We start from the raw sequence: 18631 nt of genomic DNA on the forward strand, positions 1-18631 counted from the left end.
GCTTCAGCCGATTTTTCCCGGCAGCACGTACAGCAGTACCGCGAAGTAATGCAGCACGCTGCCGGCTAGCACGAAGGCATGCCACAGCGTGTGGTGATAAGGCAGCCTGCGCCACAGGTAGAACGGCACGCCGAGCGTGTAGGCCACGCCGCCGCCGATCAGCAGCGTCATGCCGCCGACCTGCAGATGCGCGGCCAGCGGCTTGAAGGCGAGCATGCCGATCCAGCCCATGCCCACGTAGAGCAGTACGGCGAGCTTGTGCCAGCGGCGGAACCAACCCAGCTCCAGCACGCTGCCGACCAGCGCCATCGCCCACACCGCAGCGAACAGGCTCCAGCCCCATGCGCCCGGCAGCGCGATCAGGGTGAACGGCGTGTAGGTGCCGGCGATCAGCAGGTAGATCGCGATGTGGTCCAGCGTGCGCAGCAAGGGCTTGGCCGCGACCACGGGAATCGCGTGGTACAGCGTGGATGCGGTGTAGAGCAGGATCAACGTGACGCCGTACACCGCGCAGGCGACGATCTCGCGCGCATCGCCGCGCATCGCCGCAAATGCCACCAGGGTGGCGAGGCCGCCGATGCTGAGCACGATGCCGAGGCCGTGCAGGAGGCTGCTGGCGAATTCGTCGCCGCGGTGATAGCGCGGCAAGGCGGCAGTGGCGGCGGTCATGGCGGTTCCGGCGGAGAGGACGATCCCGCATTGCACCATAGCGGGAGCGGCCGCGCTTGACCACCGCAATGGACGTCCATTCCGATCACTTGCGCGCCATTGGCCGGAGGCATACGCTCAGGCCGCGTCCACGACGGTCCCCCTGCCTAGGCAGCGTCGCCGGCGCCACAACCCAAAAACCGAAACGCCGTCAGGAGGTCGCTTATGTCGTCCGCAAGCCTGGCTGTTGCCGTTCGCCCCCACCCCGACCCCGTGCGCATCGCCGCCCTCAGTGCGGCCATCGCGCTCAACCTCACCGCACTGCTGATCCTCACCCGCCCGCTGGCGCCGCAGGCGATGGATCTGATCCACCGCGTCACCACGGTGCCGGAAATAACCTTCATCAAGCCACTGCCCCCCGTAAAACCGCCGCCGCCCATCGACCTGAAGCCGTTGCCGCGAGCACCCGTCGTCGTGCCCGTGCACGTGCAACCGCAGCCCACCGTGACGCCGCCGATAGTGACGCCGAGTACGGAAGGTACGCAGCCCATGCCGCAGGCGGTGCCGCCGAGCGCGACGCCCAGCGATGCAAATACCGCCGAGCCGGTCGAAGCCACCCTGGCCTATCGCTCGTCGCCGCTGCAATTCCCCACGCTCGCCTTGCGCCAGCACATGCAGGGCACGGTGCTGTTGCGTGTATTGGTGGACGAGAGCGGCGTGCCGTTGCAGGTCGAGATCGAGCACGGCAGCGGCTACACCGTGCTGGACCGCAGCGCACGCGAACAGGTGCTGGCGCACTGGCGCTTCCAGCCTGCGATGGTGAATGGCCATGCAGTGCGCGCCTGGGCCAAGGTGCCGGTGAACTTCGTGTTGAACAATCTGTGATGTAAAGAAAGCGGCCGTAAGGCGCATGCTCGTGCCTTACGGCCGTTTAACGGTGCGCATGCTCCACTGGGCAGACGTATCCACGCCGAGTTACGCATGGGCAAGTACATGCACAGCTTGAAGAGCCTGCGCGACATCGCGCTGGAATATGCCCGCGTCGAACACCCCGATCTGGCGTCGATGGCGCGCGAACTCGGTCGCGTGGTGCATGGCGATACGACGGCCCTGTCCGCACGACTGGCTGCCGTACATCGCCGCGGCATCGACACGCGCGTGCTGATCGAGCGTCGGCAGCCCGCGCTGCGCGTGCTGGTGCGCGCATGGCCGCCCGGCCAGCGCATGCCGCTGCTCGACCATACGGATTGCTGGGGCCTCGAGCTCGCGCTGCATGGCGCCCTGGAATGGCAGGCCTACCGGCGCGATCCGCACAGCGGCGAACTGGATGCGCAAGGGCGCAACTGGTTGGGCCCGGGCGACGCCAACTGGTTCGAGCGCGACGCGAGCTACGCGCATCGCTGCCGCAACCTGTCGCGCCACGACACCGCCTATACGCTGCATGTCTACGGCGGCGAGCTGCCGGACCGCCGCGACAGCGAATCGCGCGCGAATGCGCCCGCGTGGCTTGTGCAGGCGCAACGCAGCCAGTTTGCCGGCACGCTCGCCCACTGATCCAAAACCGACTGGAGCAACGCATGCATCGACGTGTCGCCATTATCGGCGGCGGCGCCGCGGCCGCCGCGCTGCTCGGCGAGTTGCTGGAACGGCGGCCGCCGCAACCGCTGCACCTGGATTGGTACACCGGCGGCGGCACACTGGCCCGTGGCGTGGCCTACGGCACGCAGTCCGACCGCCACCTGCTCAACGTGCGCGCGGCCTCGATGAGCCTGTTCGCCGGCAAGCCGCAAAGTTTTCTCGATTTCGTGCAGCGCGAGGACCCTTCCATCGCCGGCACCGATTTCCTGCCGCGCCGCCGCTACGGCGATTATCTCGAGGCCGAAGTGGCGCGCGCGCTGGCGCTGGGCAAGGCGCACGGCCACGACGTGCAGATCGTGCCGTTTGCCGCCGACGCGGTGGTGCCGGAAACCCATGGCGTCACCGTGTTCCGCGGCGAAGAATCCCACCGCGCGGACGCCGCCGTGCTGGCGATCGGCGCCTTGCCGCCGCTGCCCCTTGCCGGCGTAAGCAAGGAGGCGCTGGCCAGTGGCCGCTACGTGGTCGACCCCTGGCCGCTGCTGGCCAACCCGCCGGCCGAAGCGCCCAGGCACGTGATGGTGGTCGGCCTCGGGCTCACCGCCGCCGACGTGCTGCTGGAACTCTCCGCCCGCTGGCCCGAGACCCGCTTCACCGCGATCTCCCGCCATGGCCAGCTGCCCGAGCCGCACCTGCACACCACCTCGCTGCCCGCCGAGGACAGCGCGCAAGTGATCGAGGCCATGCTGGACGAGCCCGATGTGCGCCGATGGCTGCACCTGCTGCGCGAGGCGGTGGCGCAGGAAGACGACTGGCGCAGCGTGATCGACAGCCTGCGCCCGCACACGCAGGCGCTGTGGGCGGCGCTCCCGCTGGAGCAACGGGCACGCTTCCAGCGCCACGTGCGCTGGGCGTGGGAACGCACCCGCCACCGCATGCCGCCGCCGGTGCACGAAAGCCTGGCCGCGCTGGAGCGCGAAGGCCGCCTGCACCGCCAGCGCGGCCAGCTGTATCGCGTCGAGGTCGATGGCGATGGCCTGCGCCTCGAACTGCATCCGCACGACCGCGATGCGTCGAAGATGCAGACGCTGCACGCCGATCTGGTGGTGCAATCGGTGGGCATGGATTTCGACGTGGCGCACACGCCGCATCCCCTCATGCGCCAGTTGGTGATCAACCGGCACGTGCTGCCCGACCCATTAGGGCTAGGCTGCCAGGCCACCCCGCAGGGGCGGCTGCTGCACGACGGCGGCACCTGGTCGCGCCTGTTCGCCATCGGCAGCCTGTTGCGCGGTACCCTGTGGGAATCCACGGCGATGCCGGAAATCCGCCAGCAGGCGCGTACCGTGGTCGACCAGTTGCTGGCGAAGTAGCGCGGCCCCAACCTGCATGAGCCTCAGCCTGATCGGCGCCCTCATCCTGCTGCTGCAAGTGCTAGGCGTGATCGCCGCCGCGCACGCATTGATGCACACGCGCACGCCGCAGGGCGCGATCGGCTGGGTGCTGGGCCTGCTGCTGCTGCCCGAGCTGACCCTGGTGCCCTACCTGTTCCTGGGCGCGAGCCGCTTCCGCGGTTATCTCAAGCGGCATCCCAGCACCGTGCCGCGCGAGCGGCTCGCCAACCCGCCGGGCGAGGAGGAAGGACGCTACGCCGCCCTGGTGGCGCTGCTTGGCCGCCCGTTCCGCCCCAGCCATCGCCTGCGCCTGCTGATCGACGGCGACGCGACCTTCGAGGCGATCTTCGCGGCCATCGCCGAGGCACGGCATACGCTGCTGGTGCAGTTCTTCATCTTCCACGACGACGACCTGGGCCGGCGCATGCAGCAGGCGCTGCTGGAACGCGCTGCCGCCGGCGTGCGCGTCTGCGTGCTGTACGACGGCGTAGGCAGCCACGACCTGCCGCGCCGCTACGTGGAAACGCTGCGCGCGGGCGGCGTGGCCATCCATCCCTTCGCCACCCACCGGCTGCGCAACCGCTTCCAGCTCAACTTCCGCAACCACCGCAAGATCGTCGTGGTGGATGGCGAGCGCGCCTTCATCGGCGGCCTCAACGTAGGCGACGAATACCTCGGGCTGAAACCGCCGCTGGCGCCGTGGCGCGACACCCACATGGAGCTGGTGGGCCCCGCCGTGGCCGACTTGCGGCAACTGTTCGCCGACGATTGGGAATGGATCACCGGTGCGCCGTTGCCGCAGCACCCGGCGCCGGCGACGGATGGCGACGCACGCGTGCTGGTGGTCGCCTGCGGGCCTGCCGACCCGCAGGAAACCGGCTCGCTCTTCATCACCGCCGCGATCAACGCGGCGCAGCGGCGCATCTGGCTCGCCACGCCCTACTTCGTGCCCGACCATTCGGTGCGTGCCGCATTGCAGCTGGCCGTGCTGCGCGGCGTGGACGTGCGCGTGCTGATCCCGTCGCGGCCCGACCACCGCACCGTGTTCCTCGCTTCCACCCTGCACGCCTACTACGCGCTGCGTGCGGGTGTGCGCATGTTCCGCTACCAGCCCGGTTTCATGCATCAGAAGGTGGTGCTGGTGGACGACGACTGCGCGGCGGTGGGCAGCCTCAACCTCGACACGCGCTCGTTCCGGCTCAACTTCGAGGCCAGCGCGCTGGTGCTGGACCGCGACTTCGCCGGGCAGGTCGAGGCGATGCTGGAAAACGACTTCGCCCAGTCGCGCGAGGTGGACGCGCGCGAATACACGGACGCTTCCTACCTGCGCCGCGTGGCCATGCATGTGGCGCGGCTGTTCGATCCGGTGCTCTGATCGCGTTGCGGAGGCGGGTGGCAGGCATGATTCGTGAAGGCCTGCTCATCATTAGCATTGATCGACGCTCGCCGATTTGCAGACAGAAGGTTCTGCGCTATCGCAAGTAACGGAGCGGTTTCGGTCGCCTGCCGGCGCCCGAGTTACTTCTCTTTGCTGGCCCAAAGAGAAGTAACCCAGAGAAATGGCCTGATTCAATCCGCCGGAACTACGAGCAGGCTGTGTCAAGGAGGTTGGAACCACTCACGGCGACACGTCCTGCACAGCGGCCACTCCGCGCCGTATCTGAAAACTGAGGGCATAACGCCCGTGGCTCCAGGCGAACCGGAGCCGCTGACAAACGGATCTAAAAAGCTTTTGCTGCAAGAATCCGAGGAGATTGTTGGGCGGCATCCTACAGATGTGCATCCGGCTCCACGCGCTGCAGGAACTCGTACCGCGGCGCCTTGTGGTCGACGAAGCTGTGCGTGTCCGCACCGATCGCCTGGCGCAGCAGGCCCCCGTCCTTCGCAGCCACGGCGGGCCAATGCGGCAGGCCTGCGCCGTTGGGGTCGCCGGTCTTGATGAAGTTGGCCCAGTAGCCTTCCATCGTGGCGGAGACACGGCGGTCGGTGTCGGTCCACGCATAGACATCGTTGCCGGCGAGGTTGCCCAGCGCATATTCGATCTCGCCGCTGTGCACCGCGCCGGTGCCCGGGCCCGCGCTGCCATCGCGCTTCGCGGGACGCGGCTGGTCGAAGTAGTAGTAATAGACCGGCGCATCGCCGGTGCGGTACTGCCAATCCATCCAGCGCCAGGTGGAGAAGGCGATGAACTGGTCGCCCGACAGTGCGGTGCCTGAGGCCTTCACCTCGGCTTCGTCGTTGCCCGGGTAGAGCTTAAGCGCCTCGTCCACATGGGCCGCTCCGACCTGCTGCTGCACGGCGGCGCGATAGTTGGCCGGCGTGGGCGCCTGCTGGTCGAGCAGACCCGCGTAGAAACCTTCCTGCGAGTTCGAGCCGACCAGCAGCGGGATGTGCGCCTGCTCGCCCGCAGCGTAGATGTCTTCCGGCGAGCGCGGCAGCACGGCGCCATCGATGGTCATGTCGAAGCCGCCGCTGTCCGAGGTGCCGAGCGCCTTCATCAGTTCGTCCGCCGGCATCGCGCGCAGGTCCGCCAGCGAGTGCGCGCCTACCTTGCGCATGAAATCGGTGCCCTTCTGCTCGGCTTCGGCCAGCGACATCGGCTTGAGGTTGCCGAGCACCGCGCCGCTCTCGCCGATCGCGCGCTGCATCAGCCCCTTCGCCATCGGCGAGGCCATCAGTGCCGACACCGCCATCGAACCGGCCGATTCGCCGCCGATGGTGACCTGTGCCGGGTCGCCGCCGAACGCGGCGATGTTGTCGTGCACCCAGCGCAGTGCCGCCGTCATGTCCATCAGGCTGTAGTTGCCGGTGGCGCGCTGCGGCGACTCGGCCGCCAGTGCGGGCAAGGCGAGCAGGCCGAACACATCGAGGCGGAAGTTCACCGTGACGGTGACGATGCCGTGCTGCGCCAGGCTGGCCCCGTCGTAGCGCAGCTCCGATCCATCGCCCGCCAGCAGGCTGCCGCCGTAGAAATACACCAGCACCGGCAGCTTGCCTTTTTCCCGATGCGCGGGCGTCCACACGTTGAGGTAGAGGCAATCCTCGCTCATGCCGTTGGAGCGGAACACCATGTCGCCGTACAGCGGCCGCTGCATGCAGCGTGGGCCGAAGCGGTCGGCCGCGCGCACGCCGCTCCACGCAGCTGCGGCCTGCGGCGGCTTCCAGCGCAATGCACCCACCGGCGGCGCGGCATACGGGATGCCCTTGAACTCGTCCAGTCCGGCCTTGGCGTTGTGGATGCCCGACAGGCTGCCGGTGTCGATGTGCACCGTGGGTGCCGCATCGGCGGCTGCGGCCCATGGCGCGGGCGATGCGAGCGCCAGCCCCAGAAGGACGCGGTACGAACACGGAAGAGCCTTGCGCATGGCGAGCTGCCTTGGTCGGGAGCAAAGCCCCATCTTAAGGAGATCGTCGGGCGAGCGGGAAACATCCCGCCGCCCGCATGTCGGCCGGGAATGGACCGCTCAGCCCAACGCCTTCTTCAGCAGCGCGGCGATGCGCTTCTCCACGTCGGCATTGATGGTCTTGAGCGCGAATGCGGTGGGCCACATGGCGCCATCGTCGAGCTTGGCCTTGTCGTTGAAGCCGAGGGTGGCGTACCGGTCCTTGAACTTCAGCGCATCCTTGAAGAAGCAGACGACTTTCTCGTCGAGGGTATACGCCGGCATGCCGTACCAGGTCTTCGGCACCAGTGCCGGGGCATGGGCCTTGACGAGGGCATGGACCCGTGTAGCCAGGGTGCGATCGGCCTGCGGCATCTTGGCGATCGCCGCCAGCACTTCGCGCTCGCCGTCCTCCCTGGTCCTGTCGGCGCGCGCCTGCGCCTTCAGTTCCTGGGCATAGGCCTTCATCGCCGCCTTTTCCTCGGCGCTGAAGGTGGCTTTCTTGCCGGATGCCGCGGCGGTCTTGGATGGGGCTTTCTTTGCGGGTTTCTTTGCAGCAGGGCTCATCGGAAATTCCTCGGAGTGATCGATTCGGAGTGGTCGATATCGAAAGGCTCAGCGCCGTTCCTGCACGCGCAGCAGGTTGCCTGCGGGATCGCGGATCGCGCAGTCGCGTACGCCGTACGGCTGCATGGTCGGCTCCTCGACGATCTCGGCGCCGCTGGCCTGGATCTTCTCGAACGCGGCGTCGAGATCCTTCGTGGCCAGCAGCATGATCGCGAAGGTGCCCTTGGCCATCATCTCGGCGATGGTGCGCTTCTCGTCGTCGGTGACGCCGGAGCTGGCGACCGGCGGGTACAGCACGATGGCGGTGCCGGGCTGGTCGACGGGACCGACCGTGATCCAGCGCATGCCGTTGTAGCCGACGTCGTTGCGCACCTCGAAGCCGAGCGTGTCGCGATAGAACGCCAGCGAAGCATCCGGATCGCTGTGCGGGAGAAAGCTGGCGTGAATGTTGATGTCCATGACTGTCCTGGGGAGCGTGGGTGGAGACGTCATGCTAGGTCCGGTTCGGTGGCCGGCGCTTCTCGATTCCTGATCGGTCGCGTCACCTGCCGCGCGATGCAGGACGGCAGCCCCGCCGTCGCGCGCGCCGCCTCGCGCCGGTAGACGCCGGGCGACATGCCGACCAATTCGTTGAAGCGGGTGCTGAAGGTGCCCAGCGAGGCACAGCCCACCGTGAAGCAGACCTCGGTGACGCTGAGGTCGCCGCGGCGCAGCAGCGCCATCGCGCGCTCGATGCGCCGCGTCATCAGATAGCTGTACGGCGACTCGCCGAAGGCGAGCTTGAACTGGCGGCTGAGATGCCCGGCCGACATGCCGATGGCGTTCGCCAGCGACTCGACGTCCAGCGGCTGGGCGTATTCGCGGTCGATGCGGTCGCGCACGCGGCGCAATCGGGCGAGGTCACGCAGATGCTGAGGCGGAGCAGGCTTGTCGCTCATCGGGGGAATCGTCCCACTCCGGCCGGCGACCCTCAAGCGGCAGGGCCCGTTCTACGGATGCGCACCGTACAGGAAATGCTTCATCTCAATGGCCAGCGCTCGAGAAGCCTGTGTTCCGAGCGACCCTCAAAGCTGGCCACCAGGTCGACCGCCGCGACGCGGAAGCTCAGCGGCTCGACCGACCTGCGCTCGGCCGGCAGGCCGTCGCCATAGCCGAGCGTGAGGTGCGCCTCGCTCATGCCACGCGTCGCCACGAGGCCGACGTGCTGCTGCGCTTCGGCCAGGGCCACGCGCAAGCCGTGCACGGCGCGTGCACCGGCCGCATCCGCCAGCGCGACGAAGGCACGCCCATCCTTGCCGAAGCCGCCCGTCGCCGTATCCAGCGTGAGCTCGAAGGCTGAAGAGGTGAATCGTTCGGCAACGAAGCGCAAAGCCTCGCGCAGGGGCTGCAGCAATCGCCGCGGAGTACCGCAGAGCGCAACGCTGACATGCAGCAACCTGGGCGGCCGAAGCGCGACACCGGTGCGCCCGCAGATGCGCCGCTGCCAGGCCGTCACACGTGGCAAATCCTCCGCCGACGGATAAATCGCGAAGAACACGGTCGCCTGATGCGGCAAGACGTCAAGGTCGACGGCATCCGGCTGCAACGATGTGGGGAAGAGATCGTCCATGCGCCACTTTCGCACATGCGCGCAAAGCCATGCGCCGCGGCCGGCGGCGACGCCTCGGTCTCGTTCCGATACCATACACACCCGCCCGGCGGTGTACGCCCACTAACGCGTCCTGAGGCTGCCGCCCACCCTCTCCCGAATCCCCGGAGCTTTGCCGCCATGTCGTCCGCGCGCCTCGAAATCACCCGTCCCGACGACTGGCACCTGCACCTGCGCGATGGCGCCGCGCTGGGTTCGGTGGTGGCCGATACTGCGCGGCAGTTCGCGCGCGCCATCGTGATGCCCAACCTCAAGCCGCCGGTGACCACGGTGACCCAGGCCGAGGACTACCGCCGCCGCATCCTCGCCGGCCTGCCGGCGGATACGCATTTCCAGCCGCTGATGACGCTGTACCTCACCGAAGCCACCACGCCGGAGGAAATCGCACGCGCCAAGGCCAGCGGCATCGTGCATGCGGTGAAGTACTACCCCGCCGGCGCCACCACCAACTCGCAGGCTGGCGTGCGCGACCTGGCGCACGTGTATCCCGTGCTGGAGGCGATGGAACAACAGGGCCTGCCGCTGCTGATGCACGGCGAAGTCACCGACCCGACCGTGGACATCTTCGACCGCGAGCATGCCTTCATCGAGCGCCACCTGATCCCGCTGCGCGAGCGTTACCCCAACCTGCGCATGGTGCTGGAGCACATCACCACGCGCGCCGCCGTGGAGTTCATCCGCGAGGCACCCGCGCACGTGGGCGCCACCATCACCGCGCACCATCTGCTGCTGAACCGCAACGCGATCTTCGAGGGCGGCATCCGTCCGCACCACTACTGCCTGCCCGTGCTGAAACGCGAAACGCACCGCACCGCCTTGGTAGAAGCCGCCACCGGCGGCGACACGCATTTCTTCCTCGGCACCGACAGCGCGCCACATGCGCAGGAAGCCAAGGAAGCCGCCTGCGGCTGCGCCGGCATCTATACCGCGCACGCCGCCATCGAACTGTACGCCGAGGCTTTCGAGCAGGCCGGCAAGCTGGACAGGCTCGAAGCCTTCGCCAGCTTCCACGGCCCGGACTTCTACCGCCTGCCGCGCAACACCGACACCATCGTGCTGGAACGCAAGCCGTGGACGGTGCCCGATACTTTCCCCTTCGGCGAAAGCCGATGCGTGCCGTTCCGCGCGGGGCAGACCGTGGCTTGGTCGATCGCCTGATCGAAAACGGGCACTGCATTGCTGCAGTGCCCGTGACGAACCCTTCCTGGATTACCGCCCCAGATCGCCAAGGAAGCTCTTGGTGTACTGCAGCGGCGTGCTGGTCGACACGGAGTTGCAGGTCGGCGACGCGGTGGTCTGGCTGCACGGCGTGTCGCGGTCCAGCGACCAGAAGTGGATGCCTGCCAGGCCATTGGAAACGGCGTAGCTGGTCAGTGTGCCGGCGTTGGCGACGGTGAAATTCTCGCTCGAGACATCGTTGACGCCGATCATCGGGGTCAGCTCGATCTTGTTCGGCGAGATGCCGTAGGTGTGCTCCAGGTTCACTGCCGCCTGGATCGCCGTCTGCGCCATGTCGCACGAACCGTTCGACACCACGCACACGCTGGAGCCGGCCGCGCCGTAATCCATCGTCATCAGGTTGATGGTGTAGTTGCTGAGCGTGGAGGCCTTCACCGCCTTTACTACCTCGTCGCCCAGGCTGTTCACGCCGCCGTAGCTGCCGTCCGACGCGCCCAGCGTGGCCACGGTGAACGAGAAACGCAGGTTGGGATACAGCGACTGGCCGTAGACCGCGGCCGCCACCAGGTTGTTGATGTCGGCCTGCGACTGGCCGCCCTCGATGTCGAAGTCCACGCCCACCATCTGCGGCGACATGTAGCGCGACAGGAAGGTGGCGAAGTTCGCCGTGCTGCCGCAGGTGAAGGTGCCCGCCTGCCCGCCCGTGGAGACCACATAGGGCAGCCCCGCGCTGGACAGTGCCGGGATATTGGCGCTGGCGAAACTCGCGCCCGGCACGCCGCCCCAGTTCTCGCTGCCGCATTCGCCAGTGGCGAAGGCCAGCGTGATCGCGCTGAGGTTGGACACATAGTTCGAATAGAGGCTGCCCGCGCCGACCACCGGAATCGCCGAGCCGGTCGCCGCGTCGGTCTGCATGGTGTCGGTGTTCCAGTTCATGTTGATCGTCACGTCCTTGTACGGACTGAACAACAGGTTGGCGCCGGTGCCCGGCGGATTCGCCGTGCCGCCACCGCCAGTGGTGCCGCCACCGCCGCTGCTGCCGCCGCCGCTCGAACCGCCACCGGAAGAGCTGCCGCCGCTGCACGCACCCTGCGAAGTCCAGGGCTCGCCCGAACCGGTCGCGCCGCTGTTGGTGGCCGGATCGTTGCCCTGCGTCCACCAGTTGGCGACGTAGTTGATGCTGTTCTCGCTGGCCACGGCACCACCGTTGTAGGCCGTGCCCGCATTCCACGCGGCGGCGCAGGTGCCTCCCGAGCCGCTGCCGCTGCCGCTGGAGCCGCCGCTGCCGCTCGAACCGGAGCCGGAACTCGAACCGCCGCACGCGCCCTGCGAGGTCCAGGGCTCGCCCGAACCGGTCGCGCCGCTGTTGGTACTCGGATCGTTGCCCTGCGTCCACCAGTTGGCGACGTAGTTGGTGCCGTTCTCACTGACGACGGCGCCACCGTTATAGGCGGTGCTCGCATTCCACGCTGCCGCACAGGCCGTCGTGGTTTGCGCATGCACCGCCTGCACGGGTGCCACCGTCATCAAACTCATCGCCATCGCGCCACCTGCGGTGGTACCGACTGCGTTGAGTGCCGTGCGTAGCCAAACAACCGACTTCTTCATGTGCATGAAAGCGTCTCCTGGTTGAGTTGCGTTACTTGAGGCGAAAGGTCTTCTCCGTGGCGAACGGCTTGCGGTCCCTGGCGGTACTCCCCTGTTCGAACACCCTGCCCGCCACGGCCTGCCGAAACCGGAACGGCGGCGCCTGGATGTCTCGTAATGACAACGTTGTCTAAATTGGACGACGCAAACTGTGATCGCCATCGTGGAAACGCAACGCAGACGATGGAAGTTGCCTAGCTCGAAGATCGCGTGAAAATTACTGCGATGCAGCGTCCATGCCGACGGAAAAGCGGCATTTTCAGCATGACCGCAATGGTGCGTCGCAACTAGATCGATTCAGACGTTTGGACGTCCAATGCGACTTGTCGAGGACTTTCGTGACACCGTTGTCTGAAAGTGACTGAAACGGCATTGCCCACGGGCGGCACCAGCCAATTCGGCGACGCGCGCAGACCAGAGCGCGAGCCCAAAGCTTTTGGATCGCGCCACTCAGCGGCCATTGCGCGCCATTCCGCATGGGGCAAAACTGGCGCACTCCCCGAGATCATCGAACCGATTCCATGGCTCCCCACATGCCGCAGCTCGAAAAAGGCAGCACCATTACCGGCCAGTCGCTGCTCGAAGGCGTGAGCCTGCCGGCTGCAGTAATCTCCGAACCGGCGCTGGCCAACAACATCGCGTGGATGCAGCGCTTCGCCGACGATCACGGCGCGCAACTCGCGCCGCACGGCAAGACCACGATGACGCCGGCGCTGTTCCGGCGCCAGCTCGACGCCGGTGCTTGGGGCATCACGCTGGCCACGGCGACCCAGTGCGCCGCGGCCTTCGAACATGGCGTCGCACGCCTGCTGATGGCGAACCAGCTCGTCGGCGGACCCAACATGACTATCGTCGCCGGCCTGATCGAACGCGGCGCGGACTACTGCTGCCTGGTCGACAGCGCGGCCAATGTCGAGGCGCTGAATCAGTTCTTCGGAAAACGCTGTTTGACCGTGCAGGTGCTGATCGAATTCGGCGTATCCGGCGGCCGCTGCGGAGTGCGCGACACATCCGCCCTCGCCGCCCTGGTCGATGCCATCGCGGCCGCGCCCGCCGTCACGCTCTGCGGCATCGAAGGCTACGAAGGATTGATCGGCGGCGAGCACGCCGTCGATCGCGTCCGCGCCTACGCCGGGCAACTCGTCGCCACCTTGCGCGCGCTCATGGATTCGCGTGCGTTTGCCGGTCGCAAGCCGATCGTCACCGCGGCGGGTTCGCAATGGTTCGACCTGATCGCCGAGGCGTTCGACCAGGCGGACCTGCGCGAACGCTGCACGCCCGTGCTGCGACCCGGCTGCTACGTCGCCCACGACCATCGCTCGTACCTCGATGCGCTGGCCGAAGTGAAGGCGCGGCATCCGGAACTCGAAGGCAACCTGCAACCCGCGCTGGCGGTGTTCGCCCATGTGCAGTCGCTGCCCGAGCCCGGCCAAGCGGTGATCGCGATGGGCAAACGCGACATCTCCTGCGACCCCGACTTGCCCATCCCGCTGCAACGGCACCGTACCGGCGAACCCGCACAACCGCTGCGGCACTGCGCCGTGCGCAAGGTGATGGACCAGCACACCATGCTCGTGATCCCCGACGGCCTCGACCTGCGCATCGGCGACATCCTTTCCTTCGGCGCGTCCCACCCCTGCCTGACGTTCGACAAATGGCGGCAGATCCTGCGCGTCGATGACGAACTGCGGGTGCTGGAAGCGATGCCCACCTTTTTCTAGCGGCCGCCGACCTTCAGGCAAACGGTGTCTTAGTATCCGCGGCGATGATCCGCAGCTCCCTGCTCGAGCCGCGATGCGCCATCCGCATGATGCGGACGGCAAGACCCGTGCAACGATGAATGCAGATGGGCGGCCGATCCTTCAAGCCTTGATCGCAACGATGCGCTTCTTTATGCGATCTATACGCACCTTGAGCGGCGCGATATCGCATCTTTACGAGGCCCCCTCGACAATGCCCGCATGGACATCGCCTCGCACAATTCACGCAGGTTCGGCTGGCGCATCGCCGGCATCGCCCTCGCGATAGGGCTGTTCGCGCTTTCCGTCGCCGAACTGATGCTGCGCGCCGGCAGCGATGCCGGAACGTGGCGCGGACTCGCGCTGTCGTCGCTGTATCTGGTGCTGTGCCTCGGCCAGCGCCGCCTGTTCGCCCCGCCCCGCCACCGGCGCCGGTAATCCCCTGAGATCGCGATGGCTTGCAGCCGGCAGCCGCTGGCCGGATGTGCGGGCGGCAAGTCCCTGCCTGCGGCGCCGGTTGCAAACCTTCGCGATTTCCACGTTTGGCACGAAGCGGAGCCTCGGGCTGGATCCGGCTACTTCGGATCCAGCGGCATCAACCACGGATGGTCGGGACGCGAACGGCCGTCCAAGCGGTTGGCGTTGCCGGGGCACCCAGCCCCTTCGCTCGCCTTGATCAGCCGCCCGTCACGCGACTGGATGGCCGTGCGGTAGCAACTGCCCAGCGAGTCGGTAAACGTCGCCTGCTCGTCGCCCACTTCGTTGTACGCGAAGTCGGTATGGTCCAGCGGATCGGGAATGGGTTTGCCCGGTGCGTGGTCGCGGGTGGCGAGATTTTCGTCCAGCAGCCCATGGTAGTCCGCGCCCTTCGTGTCCGTGCGCCGGGTCTCGATGCGATGGCCCTGCTTCATCGCCACGAAGGCGGTGAAGTCCTGCCCCGTGGTGATCATGGTCTTCTGCACCGAGAGATACAGCGGATCACGCTGTTCCACCATATAGCCGTCCAGATGCTTGCCATCCAGCCGGCGCTCCATGACCACTTTCATGGTGCCTACCTGGTCGACGGTTTCGTCGTAACGCTTGTCGCCCGGCCGCGAAAAATTCATGTGATTGTGGAAGCCGCCGGTGTACTGCACGGTGGTGGTCAGATCGCCGTGCGGCGTGTGCAGGCGCCCGGCGATCGTTCCGGATTGCGACTGGTCGGTGTCTATCGTGCCCACGGTGCGGCCCGCGGCATCGGCATGCAGGGTGTCGTGCACCACCAGCCCGGCGGGTTGCTGCGCCGCCAGGGTGTTCTGCGTCACCTCGCCGCTCAACTGGCTGGCCTTCGGATCGAGATAGACCAGCAGGTTCGCCGCCACGTTGAAGAAATGGTGTGCACCCGGCACGCGCACCGCCACCGCATGCGGCTTGCCATCGTCGAACAGGCCGGCGAACGGCGTCAGGTCCACCCGCGTCGGAATGAAGTTGGCCGTCTGGAAGGCTGGCGTGGGCAACCACAGGCGCGGCTCGATGCCGCCGGTGAATATCCAGGGATACACCGGCGCCAGCCCGGCCGGCTGGCCATCCACCAGCACTTCCACGCCGCGGAAGCTGCCGCCGTCGCAGGCTTCGAACGACTCCAGCGAGTAGTCGCGCGTCTTCTCCAGATAAGGCTTGTCCACGCAGATGTACCAGCGCTCGTCGAATCCCTGGCTTTGCGCGATCACGTCGAGATACGCGCGCTCCACGTTGCGCGGGAAAGTGATTTCGCGCGACAAGCTCTGCTGCGGATTGTCGAGCGCGGCCTGCTGGCCACGCGGATCGGCGCTCATCGGATAGACGCGGTCAGCGGCTGCCACGGCCGGCTGCCCGTCGGCCGCCGGATAGAACACCAGGCGCATGTCCAGGTAGATCGGCTGGCTGGTCGCGGGGCTTATCCAGTTATTGAGGATCATCTGCCCCGCCTGCGCCTGTCGGAACAGCGCGGCGTAGTCGCTGAGATCGCGCTCGACATGCCAGTGCTGCGCGACGCCCGGCTCGGGTTCGATGGTGGTGCCGAAGTAGAGATTCACGCCGCCCAGCCACAGGGCCGCGGTGCGGTCGAACTGGCGGCCGGCCGGCACCGAGAAGTCCGCCTCCAGCACCACCTTGCTCCACGGGCCGCTGCATCCCGCGGGCGGCGCGAAATGGAAGGCATGCGGACGGGCTTCCATCGACGAACCGTCGCCCTGGTCGTCGAAGGCTTCGTGCGAGAACAGCGCCGCCACGCACGGTTTGCCCGCAGGCCGCGATACCGGCAGCTCGGCCGTGGCCACCACGCGCGAGCCGATCTCGTATTGCGCTGTCGCCGCATATCCCGCCAGCGGAGCGGCACACGCCGCCATCAGGACGGCCATCGACCATCCGCGCCCCATGCTTTCCATCTGCCTCTTCATCACCACCTGCTCCCGAGCAACTTCACCGCAGGGTAACGCAAAGATCGGGCATGGCACGCTTGTCATCCCATGCATGCTGTGCGCATGCTTGCGTCCTGGCAGGCAAAACGACTGGGGACGTCATGAGACTTCGCAAGACTCGCACCGCATCCTTCATCGGCATGGCCCTACTGGCATTCGGCGGAACCTGTGCCGCCGCCACAGGGAGCGATGCGCACCCATGGATGAACCCCAAACTGACGCCCGACCAGCGCGCCGCACTCGTGCTGAAGGCGATGACGCAGGACGAGAAGTTCCGCCTCATCCGCGTCGACTTCGGCGACACCGAGAACGGTCATGTCATGGCGCCGGGCGCGCTGGGTTCCGCCGGCTACGGCCCGGCGATCGCGCGGCTGGGCCTCCCTGCCATCCAGGAAAGCGACGCCGGCCTCGGCGTGGCCAAACCACTGAAGATCGGCGCCACCGCGCTGCCTTCGGGCTTGTCGACGGCAGCCAGTTTCGATCCGGCGGTGGCCTATGCCGGCGGCGCGATGATCGGCGGCGAGGCGCACCGCCGCGGCTTCAACGTGATGCTGGCCGGCGGCGTGGACCTGGTGCGCGACCCGCGCAACGGCCGCAATTTCGAATACGCGGGCGAGGACCCGCTGCTGGCGGGCCTGATCGCCGGCAACGCCATCGCCGGCATCCAGAGCCAGCACCTCGTTTCCACCATCAAGCACTACGCGCTCAACGATCTCGAAACCAACCGCAACGCGGTGAGCTCGAACATCGACAAGACCGCCGCACGCGAGTCCGACCTGCTCGCCTTCGAGATCGCCATCGCGGCCGGTCACCCCGGCTCGGTGATGTGCTCCTACAACCGCATCAACGCAACCTACGCCTGCGAGAACGACTGGCTGCTCAACGATGTGCTGAAACGCGACTGGCACTACCCCGGCTTCGTGATGTCGGACTGGGGCGCGGTGCACAGCGCCGCGAAATCCGCACTGGCCGGGCTGGACCAGGAATCAGCCGGCGAAACCTTCGACAAGGAGGTGTACTTCGACAAGCCGCTGCGCGCCGCCGTGGCCTCCGGCGAGGTGCCGCAAGCGCGCATCGACGACATGGCCCGGCGCATCCTGCGCAGCCTGTTCGCGACCGGCGTGATGGACCATCCGGCCACACAGTCGGCCATCGACTTCGACGCCGATCGCAAGGTGGCGCAACACGCCGAGGAAGCCGGTGCGGTACTGCTGCGCAACCAGGACGCGCTGCTGCCGCTGTCCGCCGCGCAATCCATGGCGGTGATCGGCGGCCATGCCGACAAGGGCGTGCTGACCGGCGGCGGTTCCTCGGCGGTGCAGTCGCCGCAGGGCAACGCGGTGCCGGGCCTGCCGCCCTCGGAATGGCCGGGGCCGCGCATCTACCAACCCTCCGCCCCGCTGGCCGCCATCAAGCAGCGCGCCCATGGCGCAGTGAGCTACATCAGCGGCGACGACATTGCCGCCGCCGCCAAACTGGCCGCGCAGGCCAAGGTCGCCGTGGTGTTCGTCGAACAGTGGGCGGCGGAAAGTTTCGATGCGCCGCACCTCGCCCTGCCGGGCAACCAGGATGCGCTGGTCGAGGCCGTAGCCAAGGCCAACCCGCACACCGTCGTGGTGCTGGAAAACAACGGCCCGGTCGCGATGCCGTGGCTGGCCAAGGTCGATGCCGTGCTAGAAGCGTGGTACCCCGGCGCCGGTGGCGGCGAAGCCATCGCACGGCTGCTGTACGGCGAGGTCGATCCCTCCGGCCGCCTGCCGGTGACCTGGCCGCGCGACGAATCGCAGTTGCCGCGCCCGGAAATCCCCGGCGCCGGCCTCCCCTCCATCGGCCTGATCCCGCAGGGTCAGCCGGCACAGGACGTGGACTACGACGTCGAAGGCGCCGACGTGGGTTACCGCTGGTACCAGCGCAAGCATCTCGAACCGCTGTTCCCGTTCGGCTACGGCCTCACCTATACGCATTTCGAGTACAGCGGTTTCGCACCGCATGTGGCGAACGGCAAGGTCACCGCCTCGTTCACCGTGACCAACCGCGGCACGCGCGCAGGTGTGGACGTGCCGCAGCTCTATGTGACGCTGCCCGGCTCGAACGAAGTGCGGCGGCTGGCCGGCTGGTGTCGCATCAACCTCAAGCCCGGCCAGTCCGCACACCTCACGGTCGCTGCGGATCCGCGCCTGCTGGTGAGCTTCGACGGCAAGAGCCAGCACTGGCAGCAGGCCGCGGGCGACTACCAGCTGCAGCTGGGGCATTCGGCGACGTCGTTCCAGGGCGACGGCAAGGTGACGTTGCCCATGGCGAGCTGGGCCGCGGATGCGGCACCGGCAGGCACATCGCAACCCTGCACGGGCGCGCAATGACACGAGTACTGCCGCACCATTGCGATGGTGCGGCGGCTCCCAACTAGAGGCGT

At 67.3% G+C, this 18631-nt stretch carries 16 protein-coding genes; 8 read left to right on the plus strand and 8 right to left on the minus strand.

The features are described from left to right. Positions 1–3 precede the first annotated feature (3 nt). Positions 4–669 (minus strand): hemolysin III family protein, encoded by a 666-nt coding sequence (locus IHE46_RS08285; protein WP_192164169.1) that lies wholly within the window; start codon positions 667–669, stop codon positions 4–6. A gap of 204 nt (positions 670–873) precedes the next feature. Here IHE46_RS08285 and IHE46_RS08290 point away from each other — a divergent pair, with 204 nt between their 5' ends. The 4 genes from IHE46_RS08290 to cls all read left to right on the plus strand — a co-directional run bounded on the left by IHE46_RS08290 (position 874) and on the right by cls (position 4992). Continuing rightward, on the plus strand, positions 874–1533 hold the full coding sequence (locus IHE46_RS08290) for an energy transducer TonB (protein WP_192164170.1): 660 nt from the start codon (positions 874–876) through the stop codon (positions 1531–1533). 96 nt (positions 1534–1629) lie between these two features. Beyond that, positions 1630–2202: a cysteine dioxygenase gene (locus IHE46_RS08295; protein WP_192164171.1), complete on the plus strand. Its 573-nt coding sequence runs from the start codon at positions 1630–1632 to the stop codon at positions 2200–2202. A gap of 23 nt (positions 2203–2225) precedes the next feature. After that, positions 2226–3596, plus strand: a complete 1371-nt coding sequence (locus tag IHE46_RS08300) for an FAD/NAD(P)-binding protein (protein ID WP_192164172.1) — start codon at positions 2226–2228, stop codon at positions 3594–3596. Between the two features lie 16 nt (positions 3597–3612). Next, positions 3613–4992, plus strand: a complete 1380-nt coding sequence (gene cls / locus IHE46_RS08305) for a cardiolipin synthase (protein WP_192164173.1) — start codon at positions 3613–3615, stop codon at positions 4990–4992. A 394-nt stretch (positions 4993–5386) separates the two neighbouring features. Here cls and IHE46_RS08310 read toward each other — a convergent pair whose 3' ends face one another. From IHE46_RS08310 to IHE46_RS08330, 5 genes are all read right to left on the minus strand, one after another. Beyond that, entirely contained in the window at positions 5387–6982 is a 1596-nt protein-coding gene (locus IHE46_RS08310) for a carboxylesterase family protein (protein WP_192164174.1), read from the minus strand. Between the two features lie 99 nt (positions 6983–7081). Then, a complete protein-coding gene (locus IHE46_RS08315; RefSeq protein WP_225562908.1) occupies positions 7082–7567 on the minus strand; it encodes a DUF1801 domain-containing protein in 486 nt (161 codons plus the stop codon). Between the two features lie 48 nt (positions 7568–7615). Further along, positions 7616–8026, minus strand: a complete 411-nt coding sequence (locus tag IHE46_RS08320; RefSeq protein ID WP_192164175.1) for a VOC family protein — start codon at positions 8024–8026, stop codon at positions 7616–7618. Between the two features lie 29 nt (positions 8027–8055). Continuing rightward, on the minus strand, positions 8056–8505 hold the full coding sequence (locus IHE46_RS08325; protein ID WP_192164176.1) for a helix-turn-helix transcriptional regulator: 450 nt from the start codon (positions 8503–8505) through the stop codon (positions 8056–8058). A gap of 80 nt (positions 8506–8585) precedes the next feature. Continuing rightward, positions 8586–9176, minus strand: coding sequence for a 2'-5' RNA ligase family protein (locus IHE46_RS08330; RefSeq protein ID WP_192164177.1), 591 nt, complete (start codon positions 9174–9176; stop codon positions 8586–8588). Between the two features lie 159 nt (positions 9177–9335). Here IHE46_RS08330 and pyrC point away from each other — a divergent pair, with 159 nt between their 5' ends. Beyond that, positions 9336–10373, plus strand: coding sequence for a dihydroorotase (gene pyrC, locus IHE46_RS08335; protein WP_192164178.1), 1038 nt, complete (start codon positions 9336–9338; stop codon positions 10371–10373). A 51-nt stretch (positions 10374–10424) separates the two neighbouring features. Here the strand turns inward: pyrC and IHE46_RS08340 are convergent, their stop codons facing one another. Beyond that, positions 10425–12008 (minus strand): carbohydrate-binding protein, encoded by a 1584-nt coding sequence (locus IHE46_RS08340; RefSeq protein ID WP_192164179.1) that lies wholly within the window; start codon positions 12006–12008, stop codon positions 10425–10427. A gap of 566 nt (positions 12009–12574) precedes the next feature. On the opposite strand from IHE46_RS08340, the gene IHE46_RS08345 reads away from it, so the two are divergent. Further along, positions 12575–13762: an amino acid deaminase gene (locus tag IHE46_RS08345; RefSeq protein WP_225562909.1), complete on the plus strand. Its 1188-nt coding sequence runs from the start codon at positions 12575–12577 to the stop codon at positions 13760–13762. 240 nt (positions 13763–14002) lie between these two features. Further along, positions 14003–14218, plus strand: coding sequence for a hypothetical protein (locus tag IHE46_RS08350; protein ID WP_192164181.1), 216 nt, complete (start codon positions 14003–14005; stop codon positions 14216–14218). A 137-nt stretch (positions 14219–14355) separates the two neighbouring features. Here the strand turns inward: IHE46_RS08350 and IHE46_RS08355 are convergent, their stop codons facing one another. After that, positions 14356–16158: a peptide-N4-asparagine amidase gene (locus IHE46_RS08355; RefSeq protein ID WP_225562910.1), complete on the minus strand. Its 1803-nt coding sequence runs from the start codon at positions 16156–16158 to the stop codon at positions 14356–14358. A 161-nt stretch (positions 16159–16319) separates the two neighbouring features. On the opposite strand from IHE46_RS08355, the gene IHE46_RS08360 reads away from it, so the two are divergent. Next, positions 16320–18578 (plus strand): glycoside hydrolase family 3 C-terminal domain-containing protein, encoded by a 2259-nt coding sequence (locus IHE46_RS08360; RefSeq protein WP_192164182.1) that lies wholly within the window; start codon positions 16320–16322, stop codon positions 18576–18578. The last annotated feature ends 53 nt before the right edge of the window (positions 18579–18631 follow it).

Source organism: Rhodanobacter sp. DHG33 (assembly GCF_014843005.1).
Classification (GTDB): domain Bacteria; phylum Pseudomonadota; class Gammaproteobacteria; order Xanthomonadales; family Rhodanobacteraceae; genus Rhodanobacter_A.